This is a genomic window from Levilactobacillus huananensis (assembly GCF_003946145.1).
Lineage (GTDB): Bacteria > Bacillota > Bacilli > Lactobacillales > Lactobacillaceae > Levilactobacillus > Levilactobacillus huananensis.
Genome location: NZ_RHOC01000011.1, coordinates 1 through 19675, shown reverse-complemented (window position 1 = coordinate 19675; position 19675 = coordinate 1). Strand labels below are relative to the sequence as shown.

The window sequence follows — 19675 nt, the reverse complement described above, 5'->3', positions numbered from 1 at the left end:
ACCTCATCGTCCAACTTTACTTACCGTCAATTCTAGCATACCCATCGCCAATTGTAAGCCGTTTTCCCCTAGTAAAATGCTATACTGAAAGCGAGAACATCTGTCAGGAGGCTTTCACATGGAAACGTTATCGCAAAGCATTTTAACCCGCACCATTCGTCAACGACCGGCGGAAAGCCATAAGGGCACCTATGGCCGTGTGACCTTAGTCGGCGGCAATCCCAATTTCGGTGGGGCCATCATCATGGCCAGTGCCGCAGCCGTCTACTCTGGGGCCGGCCTCGTCACTACGGTCACCGATGCCAGTAATCAGTCGAGCCTGCATGCCCGGCTACCCGAGGCCATGTTTGCTGACCTCGGAAATCTCCATCAGCTCAGAGACCTGGTAAGCACCGCCGATGTCGTTGTGGTCGGCCCCGGTCTCGGAACCGATGAGGCTAGCTTAATGGCCTTAAACGCCACTTTTAGTGCCATTCATTCTGAGCAAACAGTAGTGGTCGACGGCTCCGCACTCACCCTGATTGCTAGCCATCACCTTGCCTTACCAGACGCACATCTCGTGATGACACCCCATCAGATGGAATGGCAACGGTTGAGCGGTTTAGCTATCGCCGAGCAAACAGTGATCAATAACCAGGCAGCTGTAGCTGAGCTGAAAGCCACGGTAGTTGTTAAATCCCATCACACTCAAATCTACACGCCTGCTGGCGTTTATGAAAACCCCTTGGGAACACCAGCCCAAGCAACCGGCGGCATGGGAGATACCCTTGCCGGCATGGTCGGCGGATTCCTGGCTCAGTTCAGTAACCCGACCGATGCCGTTCTCGCTGCGGTTTACAGTCATAGTGCAATTGCGGAAGAGCTCGCTACAACGCAGTATGTCGTATTACCCCACCAAATCATTACCGAAATTCCACGATTTATGAAAAGCCATGAGGCAAAATAAAACGAGAATGAAAGAAAAGTAATCGCTATTGGACATTACCTATTGCGGTTAAATGATGTTGTCCGCATTCCACACACTTCGGTAATCTAAGCTTGACGACCAACACGAGGCCAGGACAGTTGTCCTAGCCTCGTGTTTTTTAAGGTCAATTTTAATTTACAAATTTGACAGAGACCATAAGAAAAATAGGCAATCCTGGAATAAGTTCTAAGAATTGCCTATCGTGTTGATCTCTTTATACAATCAAAAACTTAATCATTCTCGCTAACCAATAATCCCATAAGATTATCGACCTCATCGGGATACAAGCCCCGATAGGAAGATACCGAGAGATCAATAGGGAGTCGTAACGGTCCAAACGCCACACGACTGACTGGTCCATCGACGCCATTCAGATTAGCCAATGTTGGCACACCAACCTCTAAATCACGGGTTCGTGCCAGAAGGGTCGTCACCTGATGAATCTTGTCAGGCATCAACGCTACCTCTTCAAATGTCAAATCGTTATCTAACACAGGTAGCTCAGATACGATCCCTGTCAAACGAACACGTAACGTGCTCAACCAGTCTTGGTCGGCCACGTCTTTTAGAAAGTGGTCATCATCACTGACAATCACCAAGCCCGCGGCTTCCTTAGGTAAATCAGGCAAGGCTTTTAAAGCCTGTTCACGATCTAAAGCATTTAAAAGACCGCCTAAACTATGTGGTGCCGTTGTGTCCAGACTCAGTTGGACGCCGACCGGCTTGTTAACCACCAGATAACTCGGTTGTCGGCCCGTAACCGGCCGACCATCCACCCGCACGTCGTCCCGGTCCGTGACCGTCGTCAGTGGCGAATCAATCGCCGCTTGATTAACGGTGACGCGGCCCTGACGTAACAGACGAAAAACCTGACGTCGCGTACCTTGATGAAAATCCGTTAGGTATTGGTCAATCCTCATCGTATTGCCTCCCTAGTGAATGTGTAACCGGCGCCGTAGCCCGGCAACTCGTGATCCTAGGATATCATCTGCTAGACGGCTCTTCAAGACCACATAGACGTAAAAGTAGCCCCCGACCAGTGCAGCTACGATCGTAATTAAGAAATTAACGGTTCGGCTTTCACTACCCATTAAGCCACCAATCAACGTAATCACACGTGCTAAGGCAAAGGTTCCCAAAGCCGCCATCAAGATACCATTAGTTCGTTTGGCAATTTGAGCGTAGTTAATCCCGAATTGCACGTCAAGAGAGTGAATAATCAGGTAGCAGGTGACAAATAATCCAATCCCCGTTGCCACTAGTGGACCAAAGGCTCCCAGGAAGTAAACCAGTGGCCATTGAACAATGAACTTCACGGCCGTTCCCACTGCAAAGTATCGAACCGCACGTTTGTTCTGTGAAATGCCTTGCATTAAGGCTGCCACCACCGTGTACAACCCCAACAAGATCGATAGGTAGGACGAGAAAGCCAAAATGGATGACGCTAATTTTTCTTGTGTTGGCCCATAGAAGATGATATTCAAAGGCCGTGAGACGGCTGCCATCCCCAAAGCACTGGGTAACATGACGAATTCAAACATCAGAAAGGCATTGGTCAATTGACCGGAAATCTCACGTTTATTGCCACGCGTATAGGCTTCCGAGAGTAGCGGCACAACGGTAACAGCCAAGGCCGAAGCCAACGAAATGGTAATCATAATTAGTTTGTTCGCATTAACGCCGAAGAGTGCGAAGAGATCATTCAAGTGTTCTGCCGAATAATTTCCCGCCATGTGCATGATGGGCGCAAAGGTATATTGATCAATCAATTGAAAGATCGTAATCCCGGCTCCCAAAACTACGAATGGTACGGCTTGGGTGATGATCTCACGGTACAATTGAGAAGCTGGGACAACCAACTCATTATTGCTGTTGGCCACCAAGTCCTGAAATTCCCGTCGACGACGCCAGTAGTACACACCTAAGATCAGCAGACCACCTAAGGCCCCAACTGCGGCGGCAAAAGTCGATTGCGACACGGCTGTGACCCAATTTCCCTTCATGACGCGCATGATGACGAAGGCCGTCAATAACATATAAGCAACTCGAATCAGTTGTTCCACAAATTGAGAAATTGCGGATGGTGCCATCTGTTGAAAGCCTTGGAAGTACCCCCGTGTCAGACTCATCGTGGGAATAATCAGAATCGCCCAGGACAAGGAATGCAATACCGGAATCAAATGCTCATCACCACCGGTAAACAATGGTGCGCCAAAATACATCAGCGCGGCAATGCCAAGCCCTGTAGCAATGGCAATCTCAAGTCCTCGTTTGTAGAGTCGTACACTGACCCCATACTCGTTGAGGGCGTTGTAGTGGGCGACCTGTTTCGCAATGGCCGAGGGAACCCCCGCAATCGCCGCAATCAGGAAAAAACTATAAATATTGTATCCCTTACCATATAGTGCGTTACCTTGAAGATAAAAGGCACCGAACCAGATGTTCCACGGAATAATATAGACTGCCCCGAGAATTCTTGAAAAGATGCTTCCCGCAGTCATCCACGCCGATCCCGCAACCATTTGATCTTGCGCGCTAGCGGTTTGACTTTCCGTGTTATCCCTTGCCGACATTTGACACCCTACTTTCAATTTGTAAATTCAACGGTTCCATACTCGACGCTTGTCGAGCTAATCAAACAAACATTATACCATAGCTTTTTCCCCACATTTATCAGGTTTCTTTTAAATTTTTCCTGAAACCGTTTCCTCCACACCGCAGAAGATTTACCGAATATCGTGAACAGTGGTATGCTGAAGGTAGCCAAGAAACAAGATTATTCAAGGAGGAATGGCAATATGACGCAGGCAACAGCTGGTGCAACCGCGACCCCAAAGATGCAGATGTCCCCGGAAAGAGCACGGCAAGTCGTACGGATGACCAAGAGTATTCGAGAACATTTTCCAGAACTGGCAAAGGTTTCCGATGCCCAGTTGATCTATTCTACATGGCGCAGTTTCAAGCGGATTGACCAAACCAATGACAGTGATTATCAAACCATGGCTGATGTTTTCTTCCACGAATTTGACCGCCACTTACTCGATTATCAATTCTCCAAGGCCGGCGAAGACGAACAAGTTCGCCAACGATTCTTCGCAATTTTAACTGAACTCTTACAGTAAGCTTGTCCCCTCACTGCCATTATTGGCCAGTGAGGGGGTTATTTTTTGGAATTAAACGGGCTTGCGGTATACTAAAAGTGGTGGTCAAGTAGCCACCTATGGACCGTTCCACAGGGGATCGAATGGCCCTCACACCTACATATCATTCCATAAATCAGATTGTGTCTTAATCTTTAAGCGAGGCGATATATTTGCACTATTTGGCTTTATTAGGGAGCCATCTCTCAGATGGTATCACCGCCCAATATCTTCACGCGGTGACGTCTGCCCTCCCAAAAACTGCCACAGTCGAAACCGTTTTTCTTCGCGACTATGATATTTATCCGGATACTCAGGAAAAACGTTGTCCGGCCTTGGATGAGATCGAAGCTAAGATGGCCGCCAGTGACTTCTGGATTATCTGTGCCCCTACCTATTGGGGTGGCCTTCCGGGAGTCATGAAGCAGTTCTTTGACTGCATGCGTTTTCGGTTGGTTCGGATGACTTCTGCCGGCGACACTCTGCCCGGAAAATATAAGAACAAGCACTATCTCAGTATGACGACCTGTTTCATTAGCTCGACGGAAAACTTCTTTACCGGTATTACGGATCAGACCTTTGTGACTATTGATCGGGTCATGTCTGGGGCCGGAATCATCAAGGTTGGAGAATTTGTTGGTACTGGAACCTGGGGCACCCACGCCCCGCGGAAAACCAAGCTAGCCGAGTGCCAGCGTTTAGGGACCAAGATTGCCGACCGACCACGAAAGGATGATAATACCTTGAAACGTTATATACAGCTCTTCTTCATGATCGCCTTCATGGCTTTGATCACAATGGGCCTGCAAGCCTGGTGGTTTGGTGTCTTTGCGGCTGGCAAGTTTTGGGTAACCTACGTGACATTCGTTGTGATATTCTACGTATTACTGGCCAGCATCTTGCATTTCTTCACCTTCGTGCGGCATCGGCGTCGGTAATCACCAACCTAACAAATTAATGCTAAGCAAAACATTTGAACTTTTTGAGATACCCTATAAGGGCTAGACAGACAGGTCTAACCCTTATAGGGCTTTTGTTTAATATGCCAAATTAAAAAGGCTTGGTCGCTATAGGTTACCGGAATCAAGCCTCAGTTGACTAAATTAATTAGATGTTCATTTATCTAACTTTTAGACGTCATTTCATCGCCACCTCTTCTTAACTAATCCGTGATTGCGTGATACGCGGCAAATGTCGGCTAACGAACACACTCACCATCAAATACCCCAACGCGACAATTCCCAATAAGAGTCCATTAAGTGAGCTACGCTGATCACCAATGTTTAACCAAGATAGATAGAACCGAACGACATAGGCACAGGGATCGAGAATCGTCATGACGATCGTGGCTAAAACAGACTGACCGAATAACTGGGCGTTGACGCCCAACAGACCGCCCCCAATATAAGCTATCGCAATTAGACTGGTCACAGCCCCTCTCACCGGTAATAACAGGAAAATCGTCGTAAAACTGGCGACAATTGGAACCAAGAGGAAGTTCAGAATCCACGCCACTGCCATCATATGTTGAAGGCTGGTAGATATCGGCATTAGCAAGTCCAAGACGCCATCAAAGATCAGAATCTCGAGTTGAATGACAAACGTTTGTAAAACCAGGTTGCTCAAAAGCACACGATAGGTCTCATTCATCGTCAATGCCTCAGCATTCACGGCACCCGACGCCCAGATTCCCATCAGACTAAACTGAAAACCACTCATAACGCCGACTAGAATCATATAGGACCAGTAACCAAAGAGTTGGTTCGTGAGACTGTAGTTCCCTAGGGGATGACCGTAATGGCTAAAGGTGCCTATCAACAAAAAGATCACTGGGATTCCCAGTGTGTACACAAAAATCATTTTCTTTGCCCACGTCACTTGCCATTCCAGTATAATCAGTGCCCACAGCCTTCTCAACATGGTTCTCCCCCCATTTTTTGCCGAGTATACCATATCTAATCGGCACCTGAACCAGTAAATGATTGGTTGATAAGTCGCACATCATTCCACAAAAAAATCCCTCGAAAGTTTAACCTCGAGGGATCTATCTGAATCATATTCAAAAATTAGTTGGCAACAATGTTAATCAGCTTGCCAGGAATGACAATCACCTTTCGGATCGTCTTGCCATCCGTGTGAAGTTTGACCGTCTCGTCGGCCAATGCCGCATCTTCGATGCTTTGTTTGTCGGCGTCCTTAGCCACTTTCAAGTGTGCTCGAACTTTCCCGTTAACCTGAACAACCATTTCAACCACGTCTTCAACCAATTGCTTGGCATCATACATTGGCCACTTGGTGTAGGAAATGGTGTCGTCATGACCCATGAGGGACCATAGTTCTTCGGCAATATGTGGCACGATCGGTGAAATCATCTTAACGAAGCCTTCCATATAGATCAGAGGAAGACTATCGGCCTTGTAGGCCTCATTAACGAATACCATCAATTGTGAAATAGCCACGTTAAACCGTAACCCTTCGAGATCTTCAGTCACCGTCTTAACGGTCTGGTTGTAAATTTTGTCCAACGATCCATCGTTAATCATTGTGACACGATCACGCAGATGGTTGTTATCGTCGATCAACAAGCGCCAAACGCGATCGAGCCAGCGACGGGAGCCATTGATTCCTTCGGTACTCCAAGGCTTAGCTGCTTCCAATGGCCCCATGAACATTTCGTAAAGCCGCAGGGTATCTGCCCCATGTTCCTCGACAATTTCATCGGGATTGATGACATTCCCCTTAGACTTAGACATCTTTTCGTGGTTGGTTCCCAAGATCATCCCTTGGTTAACTAACTTCTGGAAAGGTTCCTTGGTTGGAACAACGCCTAAATCGTACAGGAACTTGTGCCAGAATCGAGCATAAAGCAAATGCAAGACGGCATGTTCGGAACCCCCAATATAGAGGTCAACTGGCATCCAGTATTTCAGCTTCTCGGGATCGGCAATCATCTGGTCATTGTGTGGATCGACGTAACGTAGGAAATACCAAGAACTCCCCGCCCATTGTGGCATAGTATTCGTTTCGCGTTTTCCCTTGCGACCGTTCTTATCTACGACATTAACCCAATCATCCAAGTTAGCCAGTGGGCTTTCCCCAGTACCGGATGGTTCGAGTTGCTTAGCAGCTGGCAACTTCAATGGTAACTCATCTTCCGGAACCAGTGTCGTTTCGCCATCTTCCCAATGAATAACGGGAATTGGTTCACCCCAGTAGCGTTGACGGGAGAAGATCCAGTCACGTAAGCGGAAGTTAACTTGCTTGTGACCGGCATCGTGTTCTTCAAGCCAATCAATGGCTGCCTTGATCGCAGTCGCCTTATCCATCCCATTCATGAAACCGGAATTGATGTGTTCCCCATCCCCGGTATAAGCGGCTTCTTGGACATCAGTATCGTCGTCACCAGTGATGACCTGCACGATTGGCAACTTAAACTTCTTGGCGAAGTCGTTGTCCCGTTCATCATGAGCTGGCACAGCCATGATGGCTCCAGTCCCATAAGATGCCAACACATAGTCCCCGATCCAGATCGGTAACTTCTTGCCGCTCAGGGGGTTAATCCCATAGGCACCGGTGAAGACTCCGGTCTTGTCCTTGTTCAAGTCCGTCCGTTCGAGGTCAGACTTGCTTTCGATAGCTGCCTTGTAGGCCTTCACAGCGTCGGCTTGTTCCGGTGTCGTAATCTGGTCAACCAAGGCATGTTCTGGGGCTAAGACCATGTAGGTCGCGCCAAACAACGTGTCAGGGCGAGTGGTGTAGACCTCAACCTTAGTATCTTCTTGTCCATCAACTGGGAAAAAGACGCTGGCCCCCTCAGAGCGGCCGATCCAGTTACGTTGCATTTCCTTAATACTGTCAGGCCAGTCCAGATCATCCAGATCATCGATCAGACGGTCGGCATAAGCCGTAATCCGCAGAACCCATTGACGCATTGGGACGCGGTAGACAGGATAACCGCCTCGTTCCGTCTTGCCATCAACGACTTCTTCATTGGCCACGACAGTCCCCCCCATGAAGTCGGGAGCCCAGTTAACCATGATCTTATCTTCGTAGGCTAAGCCCTTCTTGTAGAGCTGTTCGAAGATCCATTGCGTCCACTTGTAGTAAGATTCATCAGTCGTATTAATCTCACGACTCCAGTCGTAAGAGAAGCCCAGTGAGCGAATCTGACGTTTAAAGTTCTTGATGTTGTGTGCAGTGAAGTCTTTAGGATTGTGTCCCGTCTTCAGAGCATACTGTTCAGCTGGTAAACCGAAAGCGTCCCAGCCCATTGGATGAAGGACATTGAACCCTTGCATCCGCTTCAAACGTGCCATGATGTCGGTTGCGGTGTATCCTTCGGGATGCCCCACGTGAAGTCCTTGTCCTGAAGGATATGGAAACATGTCCATCACGTAGTACTTCGGTTTGTTCTGATTATCTGACGTCTTAAAAGTTTCATTGACCCGCCAGAAATGTTGCCACTTACGTTCAATAATTTGGTGTTTGTAAGCCAAAATTGTCGCTCCCTTTCTCTAAATCGTCGTTCTCCCACAAAAAAAGCCCCCAGAAGCCCAAAATGGGCTCCTGCAGGGCGTTTTAGCGCGGTACCACCTACATTTCCTCGAAACTGTTTCGAGGCTCATTCCGGCTGATAACGTCGCCAAACGCCCACCTTGCGGCAGAAAGGACTCGGAGATAAGTTCGGTTGCTCGAGTAACGGATTTTCAGCGACCATCCGCTTTCTACATACCCAGACCACCTACTACTTCTCGTCACAGTCTTAGATTAATCAAATTGGTTTAATCTTAGCAAACCACCTCCGGAAAAGCAACCCCAATACTCCTGGAAACGACCGACCGTTAGAACAGCTGTGCTATACTGAAATTTATAAAGAAACCTTGAGGAGGCGTCGTTATGGCACCAATATCTAAGACCCGTTGGTGGATCACTTTAGGAGCCGCTATTATATTTTTCACCCTATTATTGGGGGTAAGTCTTCAACAAGCTTGGGTGACTGGCTTCGATCGCCTCATCATTGGCTGGATCCGTCATCCCTTGCCGACAACGCTGACCCAGGCCATTGTGACCATCACCCACTCTGGTGACCCCCAACCCGTAACCGCCATCACACTAATTCTGGTGTTAGTGCTCGTCATTACCCGACACACCAAGGGAGCACTCTTCTTGGGCTGGAACGTCCTGGTCTGGGCAGGAATCGGGAACAGCTTCATTAAACACCTCGTCCGGCGGCCGCGACCAACCATCGATCGTCTGGTTTCAGCCGGCTCTTATAGCTTTCCTAGTGGTCACGCCATTACGGCCATGCTTCTCTGGGGATCGTTAATCGCCATGATCGCCTGGCAATCCCACGAGAACCGCCGCTGGGCGTTGGGACTGACCCTTGCCTTTAGCTGTTGGATTGTCATTATTGGCCTGTCGCGCATTTACGTTGGCGTGCACTATCCCAGTGACGTGGCGGCTGGTTGGTCACTTGGTTTCGTACTCCTGACCGTGACACAGTGGTTGCTCTTTAGAAAGGAAGTTCCTTCATCATGAACCTGCCAAATGCTTTAGCCTATAGCCATACTCTACTGAGTGAGTGTGTTGGTCCCGGAGATACGGTGGTTGATGCCACCGTTGGTAATGGACACGATACCTTGTTTTTGGCCAACCAAGTCGGTCCTGCTGGCCATGTCATTGGCTTCGACGTCCAGGCTGCTGCGCTAGCCGCTACCCAAGAGCAACTCACCCTAACCGGTCTCGGCGCACGGGTTGACCTGCACGCGATCGGTCACGAACATGTGGGCGACTATCTTGACGCCACCACTCAGATTGCTGGCGCTGTCTTCAATCTCGGCTATCTACCTGGTGGTGACAAATCCGTCGTGACACAGGCAATAACAACCTTAACAGCGGTTAAAACGCTGTTACAACACCTTCGTCGCGGGGGACGGATTATCCTCGTCGTTTACTCCGGACATCCAGGCGGTATGGACGAACGCAATGCCGTGGTTGACTTTTGTCAGGCGCTCCCACAGAAGACTTACCAGGTCCTCCAATATGGCTTTATCAATCAGATTCACCATCCCCCATTTTTATTGGCCATCGAGCATCGCTAAAAAAAACACGTTAACTAATTTTGAGATATTTGTGTCTCTAAACTTATTCAATAAAAACGTGCGACCACCGGCAGTTAGTGACTATTAACTGCCGGTGATCACACGTTTTTTATTTTTTCATTGATTGACGCTTAGGACTGACCCAGGTGCCAGATCCAAAGCCAAGGATTGTCTTGAGGGCAGGAATGAAGGTCATGACCACCGTGATAGGATTAACCATCCAGTAAAACAACATATATAGTGGCGCGAAGAACAGATATTTCATCTTCGCTCCATGATGGTCCAGCAGCAATGCCGCCAAGAGTTGCATAAAACCGGCAAACATTTCAAAAGTCACGAAGATAAATGAAATCAGAATGCCATGCATCACCCGTTCGAAATCCCCCGTAAAGAGGAAATACAACATCAACCCGATGAAGAGAAACGAAGTAATCGTAAAGAAGAAAGACCAGATTATCGACAACGTTGAATCCAGGAACATCGACCACTGATAACGGTGTTCGACGGGATGGCGCAAGAATTTCCAGATATTAGTCAGCCAAACCTCCGTCCCTCCTTGAGCCCACCGCTTTCGTTGATGGTAAAGGTCTTTGATAGTTTCCGGCACATTCATGTGGAAGATGATATTCGGGGCAAATCGCGGCACGGCCCCAATCATCTGGTGATCCCAGGCAATACTGATATCTTCCGTCGCCCGGTTCTGACGGAAGCCACCGACGTCGATCAAAAAGTCTTTCTTGTACATGGTGTTCGCACCACTGTAGGCATACATCGAGTCGTTAACGGCCGTTTGACTCCGCTTAATCACGCCGACAATACTGGTAAACTCCACCGTTTGCGACTTCCCCAACAGTGTTGTTCGATTTTGAACATCCATGTTGGCGGTGACGGCCGATGTGTTCATATCGCGTTCCCGTCGAAAGAAGTTCATGTATTTCATCAGGGCATCTGGTTCGGGGATGGTATCCGCATCGTTACTGAGAATGTATTCTCCCTTAGCAAAATACATGCCGATGTTAAAGGCGTGGGCCTTCCCTTTGTTTTTCAAAATTTCTACCGTCCGCAACCGCGGATAAGTCTTTTGAAGGCGATGAATAATTGCCGCTGTCTTATCTGTCGACCCGTCGTTCATCACCAATACTTCAAAATTCTCGTAATTTAATTGATCAAACAGGTAGGTAATGGTTTCCTCAATCATAACCTCTTCATTATGAGCTGGTATCATGATAGTAATCATTGGTTGCTGGTCGACTGGGATGGCTTCCCAATCATCATCGCGTTTGTTGGTCTTCAGGAAGCGATAGGATAGCGCTCCTGCAAACCAAAAGAACGACCCAACCACCGGATACAGGCAAAGAATCAACAAAAGGACGTTGAGGATGGTCTTCCCCAGCGTGGCCTTTAAAATACTGTCAATAAAGAAATCAAACATGCCCGTCGCTCCTATTTATCCAAATCGTTGAGATCGCGTTGTTGATATAACTGGTGAATCTGATCGGTGTCCAAGTTTTGCTCCGGTTCAACTTGATAATCCCGCACATTTTCCCGGAACTCCTGATCACCAAAGCGTTGGGTCATAAATTCTCCCAGTGTGTCCTCCCGCTTACGCTGGTCGATGGGATTAAAGGTGGGCCATTGCTCGACAACTCGGTCGCGCTTTCTATTCTGAATAATGGTCATCCCCACCGCAAACAGCGAAACCGTCACGAAAGCAAACAGTAATAAAATCCCAATAAACTTAATTTCAAAGATCCCCTCATTGTACGACCACAAGTGAATCACACGGGGATCGTAGGAGGCCCAAAAGGACAGTATTGTCAACGTGATGGGCACCGCTACACAGATCCATCCGAAAAGGCCGACCACCGTCTGCCAAATCTTTAGACCCCAGTGACCCTTCTCAAAGTAATCATCTGTGTAAAGCTGCTGTCGAGTTGCTGATTTGTCTTTCATTTTGTCTCCGTTCCTTCCTGCGGATTACTCGGTCGACCAAAGAGATAACCTTGTCGCGTCCGAATCTGTAATTGTTCGGCCAACTGTTGATCCTGTTCATTCTCAATACCCATCAGGATCAGCTCGATATGATTACGCTGGTCCAGTCGGTTCCAGAACTGAAGATTGAGATCTAACCACTCGTTGGGATCTTCCTTGCGAAAACTGCGCATCGAACACTTCAGTGAATCCACCTCTGGTAAAATCCACTCAATACTCTTCAGATTGCTCAGTGAAGACCCCACATTATCGATCCCAAAGGTCATCCCATACCGCCGTGCTTCGCGAATCCGACGACGAAAAAGCCGACGATTCAGACGATGTTTGTGTCGATCTGGTGTGTATTCTACAGACAATTTCATTGGGGTAATCTTGGAGATAGCCCAGCGAACAAAGTAGTGGAAGTCGGGACTCGTAATTTGATCGTACTCTAAATTAATCGACAGCGTGATGGGATCCTCCGGTAGCGCCTTGAAGGTATCCTCTAGAAGAAAGACCACCCGCTGTAAGGGCAATGAATCCAGTTGTTTGGGCAACGTCCAGGAACCATCTGCATTGTGTTGCCGTAACAGACACTCATATCCGGTAACTTTTCCTTGATAGTCCACCTGCTTTTGAATGAAATAGCGCAACTCAAATTCATCATTCTCCAGATAATTGTTGCTGTTCTTACGGGAGTACCAGTAATAAATAGCGATGGTTAAAACGACAGCCCCTGCCATCACTGCTGTTAGGGCAAGCAATACCCCTTCTAATTGTTGTAAGGTCATTTTTATCCTTTCAAATCAACACACACAGGCCAAGACCATGCACAGCCTTAACCATAAAAAAAGGGCGCCACGGTCGTGAAACCACCGGCGTCCTTGATGTCCTCTTTCATTCGACTAATCACTCAAAAAATGGTACCGGGTTAGCTCTAGTGCCGAATGTTCCATAATTAACTGGCCATGCTCAGCCAGAACATCCGGTGCAACCTTAGTGCTATCACCGTATTCGTAGGCAACAGCCAATTCATCCTTGATTGATTCGCGTGAAGATTCATTAACAAAGAAAATTAATTCCAAGTAATAAGCGTTCTTATAACGATAGAGATTGGACGCTGCGTTCTCCAAATGAAGAACCCGTGCCAAGCTAATCATATCCTCAAATGTTGGTAGCCGGACGACGCGAGTCGTGGTCGGTTGACCATCATCATCTAAATAATCTTCAATATCATTGGTGTTACCGGTCGCAGATTTAAAGTTGGAGAAGAAATCTTTCTGTCCATCCTTTTCAAGGAGGTGAGCTTTCAACTGATCTGACACCTGATCGGGGTGTTGCCCGTCAACACTCGCATCTGTCACGGTTGTGTCAGTCGCACTGTCGTCATCGACATTCTTACTGATAAAGAGTTCGAGACCATTCCGGTTGGGTAAAACTTGGAAGGTCACGGCATCGTTATCTTGGAATTGATGGTCGACGTCGACCTCTTCCAAGATACTGTAGAAGAAGCCTTCGATCTGCTTATGGTTACCCAGAAGATCCAAGACGGTAATGCCGCGTTCGCTGAGATCATCGTTACCAATGACGACGCGGATCGTGTTTTCGTTAATACGTTCCATTTCCATTGAATAACACCCCTTTCTCGTGGGTTTGGGGATCGTCCTTGATACTCATTCTAGCCATTTTATTTTACTTGTAAAGTAATCACAACAAAAAAACCAGACTGCAAGACTTATTTTCTCACAAATCTGGTTAGATGCAACTAATTAACCTTATTCGTTTCGTTTACCAGTCGTTGGGCCCGTTGAAGTTCTAATTCCCGAACCTGTCGGGGTAAAAACCGGCGAATCTCTTCCTCGTTATACCCAACTTGAAGGCGTTTATCATCAATCATGATCGGCCGCCGCAAAATTCCTGGGTTTTGACAGATCAGATCGTAGAGCTCACGCAGCGGCAGATCATCTAGATCGATATTCAACTCTTGATAGACCCGTGATCGTTTGGAAACGATCTCCTCGGTCCCATCCTCTGTCAATCGCAAAATATTTTTTACATCTGCAACCGTCAAAGGTTCAGCAAAAATATTCTGTTCCCGATACGCAATCCCATGATCCTCGAACCACAGACGTGCCTTACGGCAGGACGTGCAACTTGGTGTTGTATAAAGCGTGACTGTCATGATCGTTTCCCCCTCACGTGGTATGAATGATTTTATAAATACATTATACCGGTTTTTGTAAAAATTGAAAGAGAATCCAAGTAAATAATAAATAAACAGTATCTATCGGATTGTTTATTTATTGCCACGATGATGACCAATATAAATCGATTAGTCAGTAATTGTCGATTAAGCAATTTACATTCAACGAATACTTACAATTAGATTTCGTATGTTTTTCCAACCACGACCGTCGCCACCGGTAAGTCTTGTCCCGCGGCCTGTTGTGCTTCGGCCGTTAGTTGTGACCAATCGCCGACCTGTGGCAGGTGAGTGAGTAATAACTGCTTCACTTGAGCCGCCTGGGCCAAGTGACCGGACTGCGTCGAAGTGAGATGCCAGGCCGTCCCCTGGTGATCAGCATAGAAGTTAGTATCCGCTAGCAAGACATCTGCATCCTTAGCCCAGTCGATTAACTCATCAAAATAGGCCGTGTCCGCCGTAAAGGCCAGCGTTTGGCCAGTCGCCCGTTCGGTAATCCGTGGCGCATATGCTGGCACTGGATGATGCGTCGGTAGAAAATCAATGTCGAGTGGTCCAAGTTTCAATGTTTGGCTTGGATCATAGGCTCGCCCCTCAGTAGCTTGAGGCCAGGTCAGACTCCCAAAATTCAATGGATCGGCAGTATGCCCATAAATTGGTAGAATTGACTCCGCCTTAGGCTCAGTGCCCAATTGCCATTCATATTGAAGAACCCCGACATCAGCCGTGTGGTCATGATGGTAGTGCGTCAGAAGTACCGCATTGAGCTGTAAAGGACTCAATACTTTCTGTAAGGCCAACAAAGCACCACTCCCACAATCCAGTAATAGGTGATACTTTCCACTTGTGATGAGGTAGCTACTGGTACCCACCCCATTGTATGGGTATCCACCGTAACACCCTAAAACCGTTAACTTCATCCAATCATCCTCTCATCTTGTCACTTAAGTTCAGTTTAGCGCGTGACCTGTTAAGTGTAAATATTTTGCTTTGCTCTTGGATCACCTATAATGGGGTAAAGGTTCCTAAGGAGGCTAGAAATATGTTAACCCAACTTGCTGTCACTTTCGGCAGTCGTTATCTACTTGAACAACTCATTTCTAAGCATCCGGATCGGTCATTCGTTTTACTGGCGGATACCACCGATCCGGCGGGTCTGCAATTGGTCGATGTCTCCGATCACCCAACCATCTTTTCTAGCCGTCTCAGCTACCGGGTCTTGTTCAGTCATGGTGAGACTGACTGGCAAGGTTTTTATCATTTTCTTTACTTCACCTTCGACCCCGATGACGCCAAAATTTTCGAGGATCATCTCGACCGATTGGTCCGTGAGACGTTACCTGTAAGTATGCAAGCTATTTTGGTCTTGCAAAAAGACCGAATTGCTGGTGAATATGTCGTACTGACCATCTGGGACGACAGCCTAGGCTATGCGCTTTGGCGGCATTCCTATCGATTCCATGCCATTTCAAAGTTCACCCAACGGGCAGTAAGTTCTCATGCAGCCACCTATCGGATCGCCCCTCCTGAGGAGGACGATGACGACACTGATGAACAGCCGCCAGTCACGCCCTGAGATCCACTGATGGGTCTTTTCTTTTACCAGAAATTCGCGTTACAATGGGCCTATATCTTTTTATAGAAAGCTGGCCACATCTTTTGAATCAAGTAACCTCTAATGCCGCAGTAACCAAGATCGCCCCCACCGTTCCCTTAACCACGGAACAGGCTGGGCTGGTCCAACAAATTCTAGACTTTACTGGCGCTCATCTAAACGATCCAAGACCGGCTGTCTTTACCATTTTTGGTGACGCTGGAACCGGAAAAAGCGTCGTCCTGTCACACCTGTTCGATCGCTTACAGACGGCTTCACGGACAGCGTCAGAAAGTGTCTTTGCCCATACAGAGAACTACTTTCTCGTCAATCATCCAGAAATATTGAAGGTTTACCGCCAAATTGCTGGCAACCGGTCGCACCTCTTTAAGAAAGACTTTCAACGGCCTACCTCGCTCATTAATCAGGCTGAAGCAGGTAAGATCCATCCGGACATTCTCATCGTTGACGAAGCTCACCTGCTATTGTCGCAGGCCGACCATTATAATAATTTTTATGGTCAAAACCATTTAAAATCACTGCTGGCCCATGCCAAGGTCATCATCTTAGTTTTCGACGAGACCCAGGTTTTACGATTTAAGAGTTATTGGACAGAGGCCCGCTTGCAGCATCTACTGTCTCCCTTTACCCATAAGAGCTATCGACTGACCCATCAATTCCGAATGCAGGCCAGTGACGAGCTGGTCCAATGGATCAACGACTTTACTCACGCCCGGATTCGCCGCCTGCCAAAATCAGCCGGTGACCACTATGACCTACGCGTGTTTGACGATGCCGAGGACATGCGACAAACCATTGTTCAAAAGAACCAGTCGGTTGGCCTCTCACGTGTCGTCGCCACGTCGGGTTACCCTTCTACATTAGATGGTGGAAAACACTACATCACAGAAGGTCGCTTCCACCTGCCTTGGGACCAGTACAATTACACCAGTACCCCATGGGCAGAACTACCTGAGACTATTGATGAAGTCGGATCTATCTATACCTGTCAGGGGTTTGATTTGAATTACGTGGGCGTCATCATTGGTCCCACGCTCAGCCTAGATGCCGACAACCATCTGGTGGTCAATCTGGATCGCAATACCGACGTGGAAACTTTTAAACATCGGGATGATCTGAATGACCCCCAGGAAGTTCTGGCAGCCAAGAAGCAACTCCTCTTAAATACGGTTAACGTCCTCATGAAACGTGGCGTTAAAGGCCTGTATCTCTTTGCCCACGATCAACGGTTACGTTCATTTTTAAATCAAAGTCTCAACAACTAGGAAGGAGGCATTAGCCCATGACCGGTAAAGTAATTGTCATCAGTGGCGTAATGGCCGGGGGAAAAACCACCTTAATTAAAGCCCTGAGTCGGGTTCTTCCAGATAACCGTGTTGTTTCATTCGATGACTATAGCATTGATGCTTTATCTTCTGCACCATCGTTACAAGTACCGATAGAGCGTGCGGTTAATCAATATGACATTAGTGCGCTACTTGCCGACTTGAAGCCTCTATTACACCGGTACGCCTACATTCTTGTTGATTTTCCATTTGGGAGACGTCACAATGACTTAACTCCCTATATCGACTGGTCTTTTTATCTGAAAACTCCCTTGGATATTGCCTTTGCCCGCCAACTGGTACGTGATTATTCAAATCAACCGACAAGTGCCATCATTGATTGGGCCAAAACTTATCTGACCAATGCCCGTCCTATCTTCACCCATTTTGATCACTATATCTCTGCAAGTGCCGATCTGATCATTGATGGTCAACGACCACTTCCAGAAAAAGTCGCTGTTGTCTTAAAAGCCCTCAAAATTAACCAATAAAAGGTACCGTCATTGCCATGTGGCTGTTCTAGACATGGCGTAACGACGGTACCTTTTATAATTTTCTACAAGAATCAAAAAAGCCTTCCCTAAGGAAGACTTACTCTGACGGTCCGTACGAGACTCGAACTCGTGATCTCCTCCGTGACAGGGAGGCGTCCTAACCAACTAGACCAACGAACCAATGATTGCGGGAGCAGGGTTTGAACCTGCGACCTTCGGGTTATGAGCCCGACGAGCTACCAGACTGCTCCATCCCGCGATAATATTAAGTTGTAACAATGACCCGTACGGGATTCGAACCCATGTTACTGCCGTGAAAGGGCAGTGTCTTAAACCACTTGACCAACGGGTCATAACTAAACGGAGAAGGAGAGATTCGAACTCTCGCGCCGCTTCCGCGACCTATACCCTTAGCAGGGGCACCTCTTCAGCCACTTGAGTACTTCTCCATAATGGGCCTAAATGGACTCGAACCATCGACCTCACGCTTATCAGGCGTGCGCTCTAAACCAGCTGAGCTATAGGCCCATATAAAGCGGGTGACGAGAATCGAACTCGCGACAACAGCTTGGAAGGCTGTGGTTTTACCACTAAACTACACCCGCATATATTGAGCTTTACCTTAATGGCGCGGGACGGAATCGAACCGCCGACACATGGAGCTTCAATCCATTGCTCTACCGACTGAGCTACCGAGCCATTTGCCATTTAGCATTACGGTTGTTACGCTCTGCTGACGAGCATAACAACGGTCCGTACGAGACTCGAACTCGTGATCTCCTCCGTGACAGGGAGGCGTCCTAACCAACTAGACCAACGAACCAAAAATTGCGGGAGCAGGGTTTGAACCTGCGACCTTCGGGTTATGAGCCCGACGAGCTACCAGACTGCTCCATCCCGCGATAATAAGAAAGGAGGATGAGAGATTCGAACTCTCGCGTGGTTTGACCCACCTGACGGTTTTCAAGACCGTTCCCTTCAGCCAGACTTGGGTAATCCTCCATAAAAACCTGTACAATGATCCAACTGGTGATGGACCTTGTAGGACTCGAACCTACGACCGAACGGTTATGAGCCGTTTGCTCTAACCAACTGAGCTAAAGGTCCAGTCCAAGTCCAAATCGCGGCGGGGGGGATCGAACCCTCGACCTCTCGGGTATGAACCGAACGCTCTAGCCAGCTGAGCTACACCGCGAAATGTTAAATAAAATATTCTTATTTAATCGGGAAGACAGGATTCGAACCTGCGACCCCCTGGTCCCAAACCAGGTGCTCTACCAAGCTGAGCTACTTCCCGTTAAAATGCACCCAGTAGGAGTCGAACCTACAACCTTCTGATTCGTAGTCAGACACTCTATCCAATTGCGCTATGGGTGCAAAAAGCATAATTTAATGATGCTTAATACCTTTCGGTACTAAGCGGAAGACGGGATTCGAACCCGCGACCCCCACCATGGCAAGGTGATGTTCTACCACTGAACTACTTCCGCAAAAATCAATGCCGACTAGAAGATTCGAACTTCCGACCCCCTGTTTACAAGACAGGTGCTCTACCAACTGAGCTAAGTCGGCATAGTCAGTATCGTGAATATAGATTTTCTCATCGTCCGAAGACGAATGAGCCGTGACAGGCTCGAACTGTCGACCCTCTGATTAAAAGTCAGATGCTCTACCAACTGAGCTAACGGCTCAAATGGAGGATACAGGGCTCGAACCTGTGACCCTCTGCTTGTAAGGCAGACGCTCTCCCAACTGAGCTAATCCTCCAAAGATCGCGTAGCGACGTCCTATCCTCGCAGGGGGCGATCCCCCAACTACTATCAGCGTGCTGAAGCTTAACTTCCGTGTTCGGCATGGGA

18 protein-coding genes, 18 tRNA genes, 1 rRNA gene and 1 other annotated feature are annotated in these 19675 nt (G+C 47.9%); of the genes, 8 read left to right on the top strand and 29 right to left on the bottom strand.

Features of this window, described 5'->3' with window-relative positions:
• Positions 1–118: 118 nt before the first annotated feature.
• Positions 119–946: an NAD(P)H-hydrate dehydratase gene (locus EKM71_RS08790; protein WP_125574216.1), complete on the top strand. Its 828-nt coding sequence runs from the start codon at positions 119–121 to the stop codon at positions 944–946.
• A 251-nt stretch (positions 947–1197) separates the two neighbouring features.
• Here the strand turns inward: EKM71_RS08790 and EKM71_RS08785 are convergent, their stop codons facing one another.
• Both EKM71_RS08785 and EKM71_RS08780 read right to left on the bottom strand, forming a co-directional pair.
• Entirely contained in the window at positions 1198–1887 is a 690-nt protein-coding gene (locus EKM71_RS08785) for a S4 domain-containing protein (RefSeq protein WP_125574215.1), read from the bottom strand.
• 12 nt (positions 1888–1899) lie between these two features.
• Positions 1900–3540, bottom strand: coding sequence for a putative polysaccharide biosynthesis protein (locus EKM71_RS08780; protein WP_125574214.1), 1641 nt, complete (start codon positions 3538–3540; stop codon positions 1900–1902).
• 225 nt (positions 3541–3765) lie between these two features.
• On the opposite strand from EKM71_RS08780, the gene EKM71_RS08775 reads away from it, so the two are divergent.
• Positions 3766–4089 (top strand): hypothetical protein, encoded by a 324-nt coding sequence (locus EKM71_RS08775; RefSeq protein ID WP_125574213.1) that lies wholly within the window; start codon positions 3766–3768, stop codon positions 4087–4089.
• A 191-nt stretch (positions 4090–4280) separates the two neighbouring features.
• A complete protein-coding gene (locus EKM71_RS08770) occupies positions 4281–5045 on the top strand; it encodes a flavodoxin family protein (protein ID WP_125574212.1) in 765 nt (254 codons plus the stop codon).
• A gap of 220 nt (positions 5046–5265) precedes the next feature.
• Here EKM71_RS08770 and EKM71_RS08765 read toward each other — a convergent pair whose 3' ends face one another.
• Both EKM71_RS08765 and leuS read right to left on the bottom strand, forming a co-directional pair.
• The gene (locus tag EKM71_RS08765) at positions 5266–6027 is read right to left on the bottom strand and encodes a hypothetical protein (RefSeq protein WP_125574210.1); all 762 of its coding nucleotides are present in this window, start codon (positions 6025–6027) and stop codon (positions 5266–5268) included.
• Between the two features lie 146 nt (positions 6028–6173).
• Entirely contained in the window at positions 6174–8603 is a 2430-nt protein-coding gene (gene leuS, locus EKM71_RS08760; RefSeq protein ID WP_125574209.1) for a leucine--tRNA ligase, read from the bottom strand.
• 70 nt (positions 8604–8673) lie between these two features.
• Positions 8674–8874 (bottom strand) — a binding site (T-box leader).
• Positions 8875–9003: 129 nt separating this feature from the next.
• On the opposite strand from leuS, the gene EKM71_RS08755 reads away from it, so the two are divergent.
• Together EKM71_RS08755 and EKM71_RS08750 are read left to right on the top strand one after the other, a co-directional pair.
• A complete protein-coding gene (locus tag EKM71_RS08755) occupies positions 9004–9645 on the top strand; it encodes a phosphatase PAP2 family protein (protein WP_125574208.1) in 642 nt (213 codons plus the stop codon).
• Positions 9642–10208: a tRNA (mnm(5)s(2)U34)-methyltransferase gene (locus EKM71_RS08750; protein ID WP_125574207.1), complete on the top strand. Its 567-nt coding sequence runs from the start codon at positions 9642–9644 to the stop codon at positions 10206–10208. Before EKM71_RS08755 ends, EKM71_RS08750 begins: the two co-directional genes overlap by 4 nt.
• 109 nt (positions 10209–10317) lie before the next feature.
• Here EKM71_RS08750 and EKM71_RS08745 read toward each other — a convergent pair whose 3' ends face one another.
• The 6 genes from EKM71_RS08745 to EKM71_RS08720 form a co-directional block, all read right to left on the bottom strand.
• Positions 10318–11640: a glycosyltransferase family 2 protein gene (locus EKM71_RS08745; RefSeq protein ID WP_125574206.1), complete on the bottom strand. Its 1323-nt coding sequence runs from the start codon at positions 11638–11640 to the stop codon at positions 10318–10320.
• Positions 11641–11651: 11 nt separating this feature from the next.
• Positions 11652–12161: a hypothetical protein gene (locus tag EKM71_RS08740; protein WP_125574205.1), complete on the bottom strand. Its 510-nt coding sequence runs from the start codon at positions 12159–12161 to the stop codon at positions 11652–11654.
• Positions 12158–12970 carry an EAL domain-containing protein gene (locus EKM71_RS08735; RefSeq protein ID WP_125574203.1) on the bottom strand — a complete coding sequence of 271 codons (813 nt, stop codon included), beginning with the start codon at positions 12968–12970 and terminating at the stop codon, positions 12158–12160. The genes EKM71_RS08740 and EKM71_RS08735 overlap by 4 nt, the downstream gene beginning before the upstream one ends.
• Before the next feature lie 114 nt (positions 12971–13084).
• Positions 13085–13807 carry an adaptor protein MecA gene (locus tag EKM71_RS08730; RefSeq protein WP_125574201.1) on the bottom strand — a complete coding sequence of 241 codons (723 nt, stop codon included), beginning with the start codon at positions 13805–13807 and terminating at the stop codon, positions 13085–13087.
• Positions 13808–13944: 137 nt separating this feature from the next.
• A complete protein-coding gene (spxA, locus tag EKM71_RS08725) occupies positions 13945–14361 on the bottom strand; it encodes a transcriptional regulator SpxA (RefSeq protein WP_125574200.1) in 417 nt (138 codons plus the stop codon).
• A 200-nt stretch (positions 14362–14561) separates the two neighbouring features.
• Positions 14562–15302 (bottom strand): MBL fold metallo-hydrolase, encoded by a 741-nt coding sequence (locus EKM71_RS08720; protein WP_125574199.1) that lies wholly within the window; start codon positions 15300–15302, stop codon positions 14562–14564.
• 122 nt (positions 15303–15424) lie between these two features.
• On the opposite strand from EKM71_RS08720, the gene EKM71_RS08715 reads away from it, so the two are divergent.
• Genes EKM71_RS08715 through EKM71_RS08705 form a run of 3 tightly spaced genes read left to right on the top strand, consistent with a single transcriptional unit; the run spans position 15425 to position 17813 of the window.
• Positions 15425–15958, top strand: a complete 534-nt coding sequence (locus tag EKM71_RS08715; protein ID WP_125574198.1) for an antibiotic biosynthesis monooxygenase family protein — start codon at positions 15425–15427, stop codon at positions 15956–15958.
• Between the two features lie 44 nt (positions 15959–16002).
• Complete coding sequence (locus tag EKM71_RS08710; RefSeq protein WP_125574196.1) at positions 16003–17262, top strand: DUF2075 domain-containing protein; 1260 nt, start codon at positions 16003–16005, stop codon at positions 17260–17262.
• Between the two features lie 17 nt (positions 17263–17279).
• Positions 17280–17813, top strand: a complete 534-nt coding sequence (locus EKM71_RS08705; protein ID WP_125574195.1) for a nucleoside/nucleotide kinase family protein — start codon at positions 17280–17282, stop codon at positions 17811–17813.
• Between the two features lie 109 nt (positions 17814–17922).
• Here the strand turns inward: EKM71_RS08705 and EKM71_RS08700 are convergent.
• The 19 genes from EKM71_RS08700 to rrf all read right to left on the bottom strand — a co-directional run.
• Positions 17923–17996, bottom strand: a tRNA-Asp gene (locus EKM71_RS08700).
• A 5-nt stretch (positions 17997–18001) separates the two neighbouring features.
• Positions 18002–18075 (bottom strand) — tRNA-Met (locus tag EKM71_RS08695).
• A gap of 20 nt (positions 18076–18095) precedes the next feature.
• Positions 18096–18168 (bottom strand) — tRNA-Glu (locus EKM71_RS08690).
• A gap of 9 nt (positions 18169–18177) precedes the next feature.
• Positions 18178–18265: transfer RNA gene (locus EKM71_RS08685), tRNA-Ser, on the bottom strand.
• 4 nt (positions 18266–18269) lie between these two features.
• Positions 18270–18344, bottom strand: a tRNA-Ile gene (locus EKM71_RS08680).
• Positions 18345–18350: 6 nt separating this feature from the next.
• Positions 18351–18421, bottom strand: a tRNA-Gly gene (locus tag EKM71_RS08675).
• A gap of 21 nt (positions 18422–18442) precedes the next feature.
• A tRNA-Phe gene (locus EKM71_RS08670) sits at positions 18443–18515 on the bottom strand.
• Positions 18516–18565: 50 nt separating this feature from the next.
• Positions 18566–18639 (bottom strand) — tRNA-Asp (locus tag EKM71_RS08665).
• A 5-nt stretch (positions 18640–18644) separates the two neighbouring features.
• Positions 18645–18718 (bottom strand) — tRNA-Met (locus EKM71_RS08660).
• A 10-nt stretch (positions 18719–18728) separates the two neighbouring features.
• A tRNA-Ser gene (locus EKM71_RS08655) sits at positions 18729–18818 on the bottom strand.
• 31 nt (positions 18819–18849) lie between these two features.
• Positions 18850–18923 (bottom strand) — tRNA-Ile (locus EKM71_RS08650).
• Between the two features lie 14 nt (positions 18924–18937).
• Positions 18938–19011 (bottom strand) — tRNA-Met (locus EKM71_RS08645).
• A 28-nt stretch (positions 19012–19039) separates the two neighbouring features.
• Positions 19040–19113 (bottom strand) — tRNA-Pro (locus EKM71_RS08640).
• A gap of 6 nt (positions 19114–19119) precedes the next feature.
• Positions 19120–19193: transfer RNA gene (locus tag EKM71_RS08635), tRNA-Arg, on the bottom strand.
• A gap of 41 nt (positions 19194–19234) precedes the next feature.
• Positions 19235–19306 (bottom strand) — tRNA-Gly (locus tag EKM71_RS08630).
• 9 nt (positions 19307–19315) lie between these two features.
• A tRNA-Thr gene (locus tag EKM71_RS08625) sits at positions 19316–19388 on the bottom strand.
• Between the two features lie 46 nt (positions 19389–19434).
• Positions 19435–19507: transfer RNA gene (locus tag EKM71_RS08620), tRNA-Lys, on the bottom strand.
• 3 nt (positions 19508–19510) lie between these two features.
• Positions 19511–19583, bottom strand: a tRNA-Val gene (locus EKM71_RS08615).
• A 7-nt stretch (positions 19584–19590) separates the two neighbouring features.
• A 5S ribosomal RNA gene (rrf, locus tag EKM71_RS11350) occupies positions 19591–19675 on the bottom strand; the annotation flags it as partial.